Annotated in this window: 12 protein-coding genes; 8 read left to right on the plus strand and 4 right to left on the minus strand. The window is 63.1% G+C overall.

Features of this window, described 5'->3' with window-relative positions; genetic code table 11:
- The first annotated feature begins 31 nt into the window (after positions 1–31).
- On the plus strand, positions 32–883 hold the full coding sequence (locus ACFMPD_RS00050) for an alpha-1,2-fucosyltransferase (protein WP_380990157.1): 852 nt from the start codon (positions 32–34) through the stop codon (positions 881–883).
- A gap of 102 nt (positions 884–985) precedes the next feature.
- On the opposite strand, the gene ACFMPD_RS00055 is transcribed toward ACFMPD_RS00050, so the two are convergent.
- The 4 genes from ACFMPD_RS00055 to ACFMPD_RS00070 form a co-directional block, all read right to left on the minus strand.
- Entirely contained in the window at positions 986–1,837 is an 852-nt protein-coding gene (locus ACFMPD_RS00055; RefSeq protein WP_380990160.1) for an ABC transporter permease, read from the minus strand.
- A 3-nt stretch (positions 1,838–1,840) separates the two neighbouring features.
- Positions 1,841–2,698 (minus strand): ABC transporter permease, encoded by an 858-nt coding sequence (locus ACFMPD_RS00060; protein ID WP_380990163.1) that lies wholly within the window; start codon positions 2,696–2,698, stop codon positions 1,841–1,843.
- Between the two features lie 6 nt (positions 2,699–2,704).
- Positions 2,705–3,799: an ABC transporter ATP-binding protein gene (locus tag ACFMPD_RS00065; protein WP_380990166.1), complete on the minus strand. Its 1,095-nt coding sequence runs from the start codon at positions 3,797–3,799 to the stop codon at positions 2,705–2,707.
- Positions 3,800–3,868: 69 nt separating this feature from the next.
- Positions 3,869–4,945 (minus strand): extracellular solute-binding protein, encoded by a 1,077-nt coding sequence (locus ACFMPD_RS00070; RefSeq protein WP_380990169.1) that lies wholly within the window; start codon positions 4,943–4,945, stop codon positions 3,869–3,871.
- Positions 4,946–5,641: 696 nt separating this feature from the next.
- Between ACFMPD_RS00070 and ACFMPD_RS00075 the strand changes: the two genes are divergently transcribed.
- The 7 genes from ACFMPD_RS00075 to ACFMPD_RS00105 all read left to right on the plus strand — a co-directional run bounded on the left by ACFMPD_RS00075 (position 5,642) and on the right by ACFMPD_RS00105 (position 13,231).
- Entirely contained in the window at positions 5,642–6,151 is a 510-nt protein-coding gene (locus ACFMPD_RS00075) for a TRAP transporter small permease subunit (RefSeq protein WP_380990172.1), read from the plus strand.
- Positions 6,151–7,476, plus strand: a complete 1,326-nt coding sequence (locus ACFMPD_RS00080; RefSeq protein ID WP_380990175.1) for a TRAP transporter large permease — start codon at positions 6,151–6,153, stop codon at positions 7,474–7,476. Before ACFMPD_RS00075 ends, ACFMPD_RS00080 begins: the two co-directional genes overlap by 1 nt.
- Before the next feature lie 71 nt (positions 7,477–7,547).
- The gene (locus ACFMPD_RS00085) at positions 7,548–8,582 is read left to right on the plus strand and encodes a TRAP transporter substrate-binding protein (protein ID WP_380990178.1); all 1,035 of its coding nucleotides are present in this window, start codon (positions 7,548–7,550) and stop codon (positions 8,580–8,582) included.
- Between the two features lie 84 nt (positions 8,583–8,666).
- Positions 8,667–10,031, plus strand: a complete 1,365-nt coding sequence (locus ACFMPD_RS00090) for a glutamine synthetase family protein (protein WP_380990181.1) — start codon at positions 8,667–8,669, stop codon at positions 10,029–10,031.
- Positions 10,032–10,035: 4 nt separating this feature from the next.
- Positions 10,036–10,416 (plus strand): VOC family protein, encoded by a 381-nt coding sequence (locus tag ACFMPD_RS00095; RefSeq protein WP_380990184.1) that lies wholly within the window; start codon positions 10,036–10,038, stop codon positions 10,414–10,416.
- Between the two features lie 111 nt (positions 10,417–10,527).
- Positions 10,528–11,673: an iron-containing alcohol dehydrogenase gene (locus ACFMPD_RS00100; protein ID WP_380990186.1), complete on the plus strand. Its 1,146-nt coding sequence runs from the start codon at positions 10,528–10,530 to the stop codon at positions 11,671–11,673.
- Between the two features lie 160 nt (positions 11,674–11,833).
- Positions 11,834–13,231 (plus strand): aminotransferase family protein, encoded by a 1,398-nt coding sequence (locus tag ACFMPD_RS00105; RefSeq protein ID WP_380990189.1) that lies wholly within the window; start codon positions 11,834–11,836, stop codon positions 13,229–13,231.
- The last annotated feature ends 164 nt before the right edge of the window (positions 13,232–13,395 follow it).

The raw sequence follows: 13,395 nt of genomic DNA on the forward strand, positions 1-13,395 counted from the left end.
ATAGTGTGTCCGCCGACCGGAGCTGTATCCCATGATCACCACCCGCCTGCACGGCCGCCTGGGCAACCAGATGTTTCAATACGCCGCCGCGCGCGGGCTGGCCGCGCGGCTGGGCACACAGGTGGCGCTGGACGCGCGCCTGGCCGAGGCCCGGGGCGAAGGTGTTCTGACCCGGGTCTTCGACCTTCCGGTGGTTGCCGCGGATACCCTGCCGGCACTGCGGAAAAAGGCCCCCCTGCGCTATGCCTTTTGGCGCTTGACCAGCAGGCGGTTCCGTCGCGAACAGGGGCTGGGATACAATCCGCAGTTCGAGGATTTTGGCGATGGCAGCTATCTGCATGGATATTGGCAGAGCGAACGGTACTTCGCCCACGCCGCCGATCTGATCCGGCAGGATTTCCGCTTTCCCGATTTCTCGTCGGCAGAGAATGCGGCGATGGCCGGGCGCATCAACGAGGGCCTTTCGGTCTCGCTGCATGTCCGGCGCGGTGACTATCTGACGCTGGGGGCGCATGTGCTGTGTGATCAGGCCTATTATGACGCCGCCCTGGCGCGGGTGCTGGACGGGCTGGGCGGCGACCCGACGGTTTATGTCTTTTCAGACGATCCGGGCTGGGCAAAAGAAAACCTGCCCCTGCCCTGCCGCAAGGTCGTGATCGATTTCAACGGAGCGGATACCGATTTCGAGGACATGCGGCTGATGTCGCTTTGCGATCATAATATCATCGGCAACTCGTCGTTTTCATGGTGGGGCGCGTGGCTGAACCGCAATCCCGATAAACGCGTCGCCGGGCCGGCGCGCTGGTTCGGCGATCCTAAGCTGGTGAACCCGGATATCCTGCCCGACGGCTGGTTCAGGATCGACACGGATCGGACCGTCTGACGCCCCACAGCGGGCCGGCGACTTTCATCAGGATGCGCGCAAAAGCCTGGGCCGTCGGACCTGCAGATCCCGCCCTCATCGCGACCGATCGCGCCCCGGCGGTCAGGGCTTGCGCTGAAACGCGATCATCACCAGCGCCAGCAGCGACGAGCCGACCATCAAAAGCAGCGACACCGCGTTCAACAAGGGGGTCGAGCCCTCCTTCATCCGGTCGAACATGGCAATGGTCAGCGGCGCGTCCGACCCCACCAGCATCAGCGTGGTGTTGAAATTCTCGAAACTCATCAGAAAGGCCACCACCATCGCCCCCACCACCGCCGGCATCAGATAAGGCAGCGTGATCGTGCGCACCGCTGTCAGCCGGTCCGCGCCCAGGTTCAGCGCCGCCTCCTCTAGCGTGCGGTCGAATTTCTGCAGCCGGGCGGAAATCACCAGAGTCGCGATGGTGGTGATGAACGAAAACTGCCCCAGGATCACCAGCACCAGTCCTGGGCGCAAGATTTCGGCATCATGGCGCAGCGCGTCCCACAGCCCGTTGGCGATGGTCGAAGAGAACACCAGGATCGAGATCCCCAGCACGATGCCCGGAATGACCAGCGGTAACAACATCAGCACGTAGAGAAGACCGCGGCCCCGGAACCGGTAGCGGTTGAACAAAAAGGCGTTGGACGTGCCCACCGCCACTGACAGCAGCGCCACGCAGAGGCCGACAAAGGCCGAGGTGCCGATGGCACGCAGGATCGGGCGTTCGTGAAACACCCCGATCATCGGGCGCTGCTCGCCAAAGAACCAATCCCAGGTAAACCCCGCCCAAGGCAGCGACGGGAACTGGCTGTCATTGAACGCGAATGCGGCCACAACGGCCAGTGGCAGCGCCAGATAGACAAAGAACAGCGCAATATAGGCCGAATAAACGAGGCGCAGCGCGCGGGATTGCGGGATCGAAGGGATCATTGGTCAGCCCATCGTCTTTTCCAGGGTCTGTCCGGTCAGGCGCAAGGTGCCCCAGACGATCACCGAGGACAGAAACAGCAGCATGAAGCCAAAGGCCGCGCCCAGTTCCCAATTGAACCGCACGATGAACTGCGAATAGATCAGTTCGGTGAACCACAGGCTGTCCTTGCCGCCCAGCATGGTCGGCGTCAGATAGTTGCCCAGCGACAGCATGAACACCACGATGCTGCCCGACACGATGCCCGGCATGGCATGCGGGATGACGATCTCGCGCAGTACGCTGAAACCCGAGCCGCCCAGATCATAACCCGCCTCGATCACCGAATCGTCCAGGCTCTGCAGCGTCGTGACCAGCGGTACGACCATGAACAGCATCGAGGTATAGACCAGCCCGACCATCATCGCGGCATCGTTATACAGCATCTCGACCGGCCCATCGGCCAGCCCCGCCCATTGCAGCAGCGACGAGAACAGTCCGGTTTCGCGCAGCAGGATCATCCAGCCAAAGGTGCGCACCAGTTCCGAGACCCAGAACGGCACCAGGCAAAGCAGGAACAGGGTGGACTGCACCCGCCCCTTGGCCATCTTGGCGATGTAATACGACACCGGAAAGGCGATGATCAGAGTGATCAGCGTCGCCAGCACCGACATGGTGGCGGTGCGGGCAAAGGTCCACATGTACAGGGGTTCGCCAAAGAAGGTGCCGTAATTGGCCAGGCTGGTGGCATAGGTGCCGACCCCCACCCGTTCGCGCAGCGACAGCAGGGCCATGTCGATATGCGGGATGATGATCAGCAGACTTAGCCACAGCAGCAGCGGCGTCAGCAGCAGCACAAAGCCCAGTCGCGTCTGCGCCCGCATGCCGCCTCAGCCCCCGGCCGCGAAACAGGTGGTCTGATCAGCCCGCCAGCCGATCCGCACCGGCGCACCGCGGCTGAGGTCGGCAAACTCGCCCGATTGCGGCAGCGTAACCTCGATCTCTTCGCCGGCCTCGTCGCGCACCAGAACGCGGCTGGCGGCGCCGTTGAACAGCAGACTGCTGACCACGCCGTTGACCGTGTTGTCAAACCGCGCCAGATCGTCTGCGTCCCGCGCCAGCCGGATCGCCTCGGGGCGCAGGAAAATCTCGGCCTTTTCGCCCGCGGCCGGGGCGTTGGCCTGGGTGGCGCTGACGATCAGCCGGCCCTCGGCGGTGCGCAGGGCGATCCGGTCGTCGCCGGCCCGCTCGACCGTGCCCGCCCAGCGATTGCTGTCGCCGACGAACCCGGCGACAAAGGCCGTCTGCGGACGATAATAGAGATCGCGCGCGCTGCCGACCTGCTCGAACGCCCCGCGATTCATCACCGCGATCTGGTCGGACATGACCAGCGCTTCGGACTGATCGTGGGTGATATAGACGAATGTGGTGTCAAAGGCCGCCTGCAGCGCCTTGAGCTCGATCTTCATGTGCTCGCGCAGTTTCAGATCCAGCGCCCCCAGCGGTTCGTCCAGCAACAACACGTCCGGTTCCAGCACCATGCAACGGGCGATGGCCACGCGCTGTTTCTGGCCGCCGGACAATTCGTCGATCTTGCGAGCCTCGATGCCGGGCAGCCCGATACGTTCGAGAACCGCGCCGACCTTGCGGGTGATCTCGGGCTTTGCCAGCCCCGCGCGGCGCAGCCCATAGCCGATATTCTCGGCCACGTTCATCATCGGGAACAGGGCCAGATGCTGAAACACCATGTTCACCGGGCGCTTGTTGGGGGGCACGTTCAGCATCGATTTGCCCTTGATGCGTATATCGCCGCCGGTGGGCTCCAGAAACCCGGCGATCATCCGCATGATCGTGGTCTTGCCGCATCCAGACGGTCCGAGAATGGAAAAGAACGAACCCGGCGCGACGGCAAAGGAAACCCTCTGCACGGCTGTCGTGTCGCCAAAGCGTTTGGTCAGGTCTTGGCAATCCAGATCGGGGGTCATGGCATCTCGCAGGTCCAACGGCAAGCGGCACCTGCTGATCCGCAGATGCCGCCCGGGTTTGGTTTCGGATCAGTTGGCCGCCTTGACCCGATCCAGAACGCCGCCTTCGATAGCCTCAAGGCCTGCGGGAACCGGTGGATACCAGCGAATATTGTCGATCGCCTCGACGGGGAAACTGGCCTGGAACCGGGCCTTCAGAGCGTCCGAAGCAAAACTGTCCGCCCCCTGCGAAGCGGTGAAATTGCCCGCCGCTTCGGTGATCAGCGCCGATATTTCGGGACGCATGACGAAATTGATCCAGTCATAGGCGGCATCGTCCGCCTTGCCCTTGGCCGGTAGCACAAAGGTGTCGATCCAGCCCAGCGCCCCCGAAGCGGGCGCGACAAAGGTGATGTCCGGGTTATCCGCATTCAGCTTCCAGCCGCCGGTGTCCCAGGCCATCGACGCCACAACTTCGCCGGAACGCAGCAGCCCCATCAATTCGTCGCCGCCGCCCCAATAGGTTTTCACGTTGGGCTTGCATTCGATCAGCTTGGCCTCGACCTTGTTCATGATCTCGGTATAGGCCTCGGGATCGCCATAGGCGGCAAACGGGTCCATGCCCATGGCATAGGCGAACCCGATCAGCGTCGGGCGTTTCAGCCGGTACGACACCTTGCCGGCAACCGAGTCGCCGCACAGATCGGTGTAATCCTTGACCATGCCGGCCTTGGCGGTGTCCAGCACCAGCCCGCTGGTGCCCCAGACATGCGGCACCGCATAAACCTGATCGTCGACCGTCGTATTTGTCTTGGTCGCGGCCAGCATCGAGCCGATGAACAGCGATGCATCGATGCGCGACAGATCGATGGGCTTGTAGATGCCGAACTCGGCCTGCGGACCGGCGATACGGTCCTGGCTGGGCTGCGCCAGATCGAACCCGCCGCCGCCGGTGGCGCGCAGCTTGGCAATCATTTCCTCGTTGTTGGACAAGGTCACCTCGACCGTGTGGCCGGTTTCCTTTTCGAACATCTCGATAACGTTTTCGGGCGCGTAACCGCCCCATGTCAGCAGCCGCAGGTTCTCGGCGGCGCCCGCTGTCGCCAGCCCCCCTAGGCACACCGCAACCACTGCGGCAAACGTCGCTTTCTGGTAGGAATCGTTCATATCATACCCCTGTTTTATATCGTGATTTCATGCCCCGTGACCTGCCAGCATCTTGCAACAGAATTGCGAAGGTACGTGTCGCCAAGCCAAGGCTTTCCCGGTGTTTTTCTCAAACAAGGCCGCAAATCCCGTGCTCTGTCAACATTCCGTCCTCCCATGACCCGACGTGAAGCTGAATCCGCATCCGGAATAATCCGGCCTGCCGGACAGCATCGCGGGGGCCTGGCGGGGTTTCTTCCGGCAGCGTCTAGTTAGGTCCGAGACCACAGTTTCCGGCAGTGACAGCGGCATCGCCTACAGCCAATCCACCCCCCCGGAGGCGCCCGCCACCCGCCCGGGACCACGACAAAGCGCGCCACGACAGATGGTTGGGGCAGGTAGATTGCCAGAGTTCTGTTGACAGAATGCGGCGGGTACAGAACTGTTTCCTCAGGAAATGGGGGAAACGCGAACAATCATGTCGCCAGAACACCGGAACCGGACCGTGCGCACAGTGACCGCACGGAAATGCGGCGCAACGGGCGGCGCAGCGGGTCCCGGCACGCCGGCCGACAATCTCTGGCCGCCGCCGCGCGGCAATCCCGGCCTGACGGGCAAGGCCATGCGCGGCCAAGTTGCCGCTGTTCCGATCAGGCCGGCGCGCGTGCGGGCTGTCCATCCCTGGCCGGACATGCCGCAACCGCCAAAGGACAGGCGATGCGCGCCCTGATGCGCCGCTATATCCGCGCGGTGGACGCGGTGAATTACCGGCTGGGCCGGGTGGTGATGTACGGCATCTTCGTGATGGCGGGTATCTTGCTGTGGTCCTCGGTGTCCAAGACCTTTTTCCTGCCCTCGCTGTGGACGCTGGAAATGGCCCAGTTCGCCATGGTCGCCTATTACATTCTGGGCGGGCCCTATTCGATCCAGCTGGGCGCGAATGTGCGCATGGATCTGCTGTATGGCGAATGGAGCCCGCGCCGAAAGGCCTGGACCGATGCCTTTACCGTGCTGTTCCTGATTTTTTACCTGTCCGTCCTGCTGTGGGGCGGCATCGACAGCACGATCTATTCCTTTCAGTATGGCGGCGAGCGCAGCCCGACCGCCTGGCGACCCTATCTGTGGCCGATCAAGGTGATCATGTGCGTCGGTATCTTTCTGATGCTGCTGCAATCGGTGTCCGAACTGTTCAAGGACATCCTGCGAATCCGGGGCGAAACCCGCTGATGTCGCAGGAACTGATCGCCATACTGATGTTCTCGACCATGATGCTGATGCTGCTGACCGGTCAACGCGTGTTCGGCGCCATCGGGTTCGTGGCGGTGATCGCGGCGCTGTTCCTGTGGGGCGACCGGGGCGGCTATGACCTGGGTTTTTCGGCGGCGATGAAACTGATGAAATGGTATCCGCTGCTGACCCTGCCGATGTTCATCTTCATGGGCTACGTGCTGAGCGAATCCAAGATCGCCGACGATCTTTACCGCATGTTCCATGTCTGGATGGGCCCGGTTTCGGGCGGGCTGGCGATCGGCACGATCGGTCTGATGGTGCTGATCTCGGCGATGAACGGCCTGTCGGTGGCCGGCATGGCCATCGGCGCCACCATCGCGCTGCCCGAGCTGCTGAAACGCGGCTATGACAAACGCATGGTAACAGGAGTGATCCAGGCCGGGTCGTCCCTGGGCATCCTGGTGCCGCCCTCGGTGGTTCTGGTGCTCTATGCGATGATCGCGCGCCAGCCGGTGGGGCAACTATGGCTGGCCGGCGTGCTGCCGGGACTGATGATGGCGGGTCTGTTCATTCTCTATATCGCGCTGCGCTGCCGGCTGAACCCGGCGCTGGGTCCGGCGCTGGCGCCGGACGAGCGTGACGTGCCCATGGCCGAGAAACTGGCCCTGTTGCGCGCCGGCCTGCTGCCGCTGGCGATCTTTGCGGCGATGATGGTGCCGTTCATCAACGGCTGGACGTCGCTGGTGGAAAGCTCGGCCATCGGGGCGCTGACAGCCTTTCTGGCCGCCGTGCTCAAGGGGCGCATGACGCGGCAGGTCTTTGAGAACTCGGTGCGCAGCACGCTGGGCATTTCCTGCATGTTCATGTGGATCATCCTGGCGGCCCTGGCCTTTGGCGCGGTGTTTGACGGGCTGGGCGCGGTCAAGGCCATCGAAAACCTGTTCACCGAACGGATGGGCCTCTCGCCCTGGCTGATCCTGATCCTGATGCAGCTCAGCTTTCTGCTGATGGGCACGTTTCTGGACGACACCGCGATGCTGGTCATCGTCGCGCCGCTCTACGTGCCGCTGGTCGGGGCGCTGGGGTTCGACCTGATCTGGTACGGGGTACTCTACACGATCACGACGCAGATCGCCTATATGACGCCGCCCTTTGGCTATAACCTGTTTCTGATGCGCGCCATGGCGCCGCCCGAGATCACGCTAAAGGACATCTATTCCTCGATCCTGCCCTTTGTCGCGGTGATGGTTCTGGCGCTGGCGCTGGTCATGACCTTTCCGCAAATCGCGCTCTGGCTGCCGGAGTACGTGTATTACAAGTAACAAAAACGACCCCGAAAGCGGGGCAACCCGTGGCAGCAATGCTGCCAAAAACCAAACCACAGGAGGTTAGAATGACAACGAGACGTAAATTCCTGAAAGGCGCTGCGGTCACCCCGGCGGCCGCGGCGCTGGCGTCCCCGGCGCTGGCGCAATCCACGGTCAAATGGCGAATGCAGACCTATGCCGGGCCGGCGCTGGCCGCACATGTGATCGACCCGGCGATCGAGATGTTCAACAAGATCGCCGGCGACCGGATGCAGATCGAACTGTTCTATGCCGATCAGCTGGTGCCCACGGGCGAACTGTTCCAGGCCCTGCAGCGCGGCACCATCGATGCGGTGCAATCGGATGACGACAGCATGGCCAGCCCCACCGAAGTTACCGTCTTTGGCGGCTATTTCCCCTTTGCCTCGCGCTATTCGCTGGATGTGCCGGTTCTGTTCAACCAGTATGGGCTGAACGAGATTTGGGACGCCGAATATTCCAAGGTCGGCGTCAAGCATATCAGCGCCGGCGCCTGGGACCCGTGCCATTTCGCCACCAAGGACCCGATCCACAGCCTGGCCGATCTCAAGGGCAAGCGGGTCTTTACCTTTCCGACGGCGGGCCGGTTCCTGGCGCAGTTCGGCGTGGTGCCGGTCACCCTGCCCTGGGAGGATATCGAGGTCGCGGTGCAAACCGGCGAGTTGGACGGCATCGCCTGGTCCGGGATCACCGAGGACTACACGGTGGGCTGGGCGGATGTGACCAACTATTTCCTGACCAACAATATCTCGGGTGCCTGGGCCGGGTCGTTCTTTGCCAATATGGAGCGCTGGAACGAACTGCCCGAAGACCTGCAGACCCTGTTCCGGGTCTGCTGCGACCAATCGCACTACTATCGCCAGTGGTGGTACTGGGGCGGCGAGGCCTCCCTGCGCGTCAATGGCGACAAGATGCAGCTGACCTCGATCCCGGACGCCGAATGGCAGACGGTCGAGGATGCCGCGGTGAAATTCTGGGACGAGATCGCCGCCGAAAGCGAGACCAAGGCCAAGGTTGTCGAGATCTTCAAGAAATACAACGCCGACATGGCCAAGGCCGGGCGGCCCTATCGCTACGGCTGACGCGCCACGCAATGACAGGCCGTTGCCCGACGATGCACCGGGCAACGGCACATAACGCAAGACAACAGGCAACAAGGACAGACCATGCCGGGATTGATGACTTTCGATGCGCTCAGGGCCGCCGTGGACGCCGGGACGGTGGACACGGTGCTGGCCTGTCTGATCGACATGCAGGGCCGCCTGATGGGTAAACGCTTTGTCGCACGGCATTTCGTCGACAGCGCCTGGCAGGAAAGCCATTGCTGCAACTATCTGCTGGCCACCGATCTGGAAATGGCGACGCCCGACGGTTTCGCCAGCACCAGCTGGGAACAGGGCTATGGCGATTATGTGATGCGGCCCGATCTGAGTACGATCCGGCCAATGCCCTGGCTGTCGGGCACGGTGATGGTGCTGTGCGACGTGCTGGACCATGATACCCATGCCGAGGTCGCCCATGCCCCCCGCGCGGTGCTGAAACGCCAGGTCGCCCGCTGCGAGGCTCTGGGCCTGACGCCGATGATGGCCACCGAACTGGAGTTCTTTCTGTTCGAAAAGTCCTTTGCCGAGATCGCCCGCTCGGGCTGGCGCGACCTGACGCCGATCAGCGCTTATAACGAGGATTACAGCATCCTGCAGACCAGCCGCGAAGAGCATGTCATGCAGCCGCTGCGCAACCATCTCTATGCGGCGGGCATCCCCGTCGAAAACTCCAAGGGCGAGGCCGAGGCCGGACAGGAGGAACTGAACATCAGATATGCCGGCGCGCTGGACACCGCCGATCATCACAGCATCGCCAAACACGCGGCCAAGGAGATCGCCGGCCAACAGGGCCACGCGGCCAGTTTCCTGCCAAAATGGCGCGCCGACCGCGTCGGCAGTTCCAGCCATGTGCATCAGTCCCTGTGGAAGGACGGCAAGAACGTCTTTCACGATCCCGCCGGCAACCACGGCATGTCCGACCTGATGCGCCAATATCTGGCCGGGCTGATCCGCTATGCCCCGGATACCACCGTGTTCCTGGCACCCTATATCAACAGCTACAAACGCTTTGCCAAAGCCACCTTTGCGCCGACCAAGACCGTCTGGTCGGTGGACAACCGCACCGCCGGGTTCCGCCTTTGCGGGGCCGGCACGACGGCTGTTCGCATCGAATGCCGGATCGGTGGATCGGATTTGAACCCCTATCTGGCACTGGCCGCGCAACTGGCCGCCGGGCTTGCCGGCATCGAACAGCGGCTCGACCTGCAACCCCCGGCCACCGGCGATGTCTATGAGGCCGCCAATGTCGGCGAGATCCCCGCGACCCTGCGCGACGCGCTGCCTCTGCTGCGCGGTTCGACCATGCTGCGCGCGGCGATGGGGGACGATGTGATCGACCACTACAGCCGCGCCGCAGAATGGGAGATCGAGGAATTCGACCGGGCCGTGACCGATTACGAGCTGGCCCGGGGCTTTGAGAGGGCCTGAACGTATGATCACCGGGATTGACCACGTTGTTCTGACGGTGCGCGACACAGACCGGGCGGTAGATTTCTATGCGCAGACATTGGGGCTGGAGGCGATCACCTTTGCCGGAACGCGGCGCGCGCTGCTGGTGGGGGACCAAAAAATCAACCTGCAAACCATTGGCCAGGAACCCCGCAACCATGCCTGCATCGGATCAGGCGACCTGTGCCTGCTGACGGGACTTGCGCCAGAGCAGGTCGTCAGCCGACTGCGGGCCGCGAATGTGGCGATCCTTGAAGGCCCGGTCGAGAAATCCGGGGCACGCGGGCCCATCATCTCGGTCTATTTCAACGATCCGGACGGCAATCTGATCGAGGTCGCAAGCTATTCGGAGAGCCACGCATGAGAACGATCAGGTCCCGCGATCAGGCCCTTGGCAGATCAATGCCTGCCGGCCCGCCGGCACCTGACAACCATACCCAGACATGCTCTTATCTCAGCCCCGGAGGACACTGACATGACCCCGACCGCGAACTGGTCCTATCCCACCGCCATCCGCTTTGGCGCGGGGCGCATCTCAGAACTGGCCGAAGCCTGTGCCGCCAGCGGCGTCACCCGGCCCCTGCTGGTCACCGACAAGGGACTGGCAAACCTGCCGATCACCCGTGTCGCGCTGGACGCGATGGACGCTGCCGGGCTGGGACTGGCGATGTTCTACGACGTCGATCCCAACCCGACCGAGCAGAACCTGCAGGCCGGCATCGCCGCCTTTCGCGATGGTGGCCATGACGGCATCGTGGCCTTTGGCGGCGGCTCGGGTCTGGATCTGGGCAAGTTGATCGCCTTCATGGCCGGTCAGACCCGCCCGGTCTGGGATTTCGAGGATGTCGGCGACTGGTGGAAACGCGCCGACGCCGAGGCCATCGCGCCGATCATCGCGGTGCCGACCACCGCCGGCACCGGGTCAGAGGTCGGGCGGGCCGCGGTGCTGACCAACCCGGAAACCCACGAAAAAAAGATCATCTTTCATCCCAAAATGCTGCCGTCCGTGGTCATCGCCGACCCCGAACTGACCGTGGGCATGCCGCGCGCGATCACCGCCGGCACCGGCATGGACGCCTTTGCTCATTGCCTCGAAGCCTATTGCTCGCCGCATTATCACCCGATGAGCCAGGGCATCGCGCTGGAGGGCATGCGGCTGGTCAAGGACAACCTGCCAGCAGCCTTTGACAACGGCAGCGATCTGCCGGCCCGCGCCCAGATGATGAGCGCGGCGATGATGGGCGCGACAGCGTTTCAAAAGGGCCTGGGCGCCATTCACGCGCTGTCGCACCCGATCGGGGCGGTGTTCAACACCCATCACGGCACCACCAACGCCGTGGTGATGCAACCGGTGCTGCGGTTCAACCGCCCGGCCATAGAGGACCGGCTGACGATGGCCGCCGCCTATCTGGGTATCGCGGGCGGATTTGACGGCTTCCATGACCATGTCGGCGCTTTGACCGACCGGCTGGGCATTCCGGCCAATCTGACCGATCTGGGCGTGTCGGACCCCGATATCGACGCCCTGGTCGCGGCGGCTCTCAAGGACCCCAGCACCGGCGGCAACCCGATCGAGATGACGCCGGACAACACACGGTCGCTGCTGCTGGACTGCCTCTAGGCCCGGGACTAGCCCCCAGGAACAGCAACTGGACTTAAAGCAACTTTCCAACTGGCCATAAGCATCGCCGGATATTCGCGCAAATGTTAATCTATGGCGACTCTGCCGGTGTCCGCCGCCAGAGTCGCGCGTGATCCTCTTTTTCCGGAAAGGACCTGTCATGGACGGCACGTTCAACGAAAACGACATTTCGCATGTGGTCGAGGCCGACAAGGCCCATATCTGGCACCACCTGATCCAGCACAAGCAGTTCGAGACCACCGACCCCCGCGTCATCCTCGAAGGCAAGGGCATGCGGGTCTGGGATCAGAACGGCAAGGAATATCTGGATGCGGTTTCGGGCGGGGTCTGGACCGTCAATGTCGGCTATGGCCGCGAAAGCATCGCCAAGGCGGTCTATGACCAGTTGATGAAGCTGTGCTATTTCGCCCAGACCGCCGGGTCGATCCCCGGCTCGCTCTATGCCGAAAAGCTGATCGAAAAGATGCCCGGCATGAGCCGCGTCTATTACACCAACTCGGGGTCCGAGGCGAACGAGAAGGCGTTCAAAATGGTGCGCCAGATTGCGCACAAGCGCTATGGCGGCAAAAAACACAAGATCCTGTTCCGCGACCGCGACTATCACGGCGGCACGCTGGCCACCATGTCGGCGGGCGGTCAGGACGAGCGGGTGATGCAGTACGGCCCGCTGGCGCCGGGATTCGTGCGCGTGCCCCATTGCATGGAATACCGCGCCCATGAACAGGGACTCGACCACCTCAGCAGCGAGGAATACGGGCTGGCCGCGGCCAACGCGATCGAAGAGGTGATCCTGCGCGAAGGGGCCGACACCGTCGGCGCGCTGTGCCTGGAGCCGGTAACCGCTGGTGGCGGCGTCATCACCCCGCCACCGGGCTATTGGGAGCGGGTGCAGGAAATCTGCCGCAAATACGACATCCTGCTGCATATCGACGAGGTGGTCTGCGGCCTGGGGCGCACCGGCACCTGGTTCGGCTATCAGCAATACGGCATCCAGCCCGACATGGTGACCATGGCCAAGGGCGTCGCCTCGGGCTATGCGGCGATTGCCTGCTGCGTCACCACCGAGGCGGTGTTCGACATGTTCAAGGACGACGCGGCGGACCCGATGAGCTATTTCCGCGACATCTCGACCTTTGGCGGCTGCACCGCCGGCCCCGCCGCGGCGCTGGAAAACATGCGCATCATCGAAGAGGAAAACCTGCTGCAGAACTGCACCGACATGGGCGACCGCATGATGGGCAATCTGCAGGCGCTGATGGACAAGCACGCGGTGATCGGCGACGTGCGCGGCAAGGGCCTGTTCCTGGGCGCCGAACTGGTGGCCGACCGCACCAGCAAAGAGCCCGTGAGCGAAAAGCAGATGGCCCAGGTCGCCGCCGAATGCGGCGCGCAGGGGGTCATCATCGGCATGTCCAACCGCTCGGTTCCCGGACGCAACAACGTGCTGTGCTTTTCGCCGGCCCTGATCGCCACGGCCAGCGACATCGACCAGATCACCGACGCGGTGGATGTGGCACTGACCAAGGTGTTCGGCTGATCCCTCCGGCTGACCGTTGACACAAGGCCGGCCTCGCCGGATTGGTGCCGGGTTCCAATCCAACGAACGCCCCCGTGGACTTTCGCGGGGGCGTTGCCGCACGGAATGTCGGCAGAGCGGACAAAGGGTGATTTCGCTGCGGCTGCACCAATGCCGGCTTGGAG

The organism is Sedimentitalea sediminis (genome assembly GCF_042687825.1).
Classification (GTDB): Bacteria; Pseudomonadota; Alphaproteobacteria; order Rhodobacterales; family Rhodobacteraceae; genus Sedimentitalea.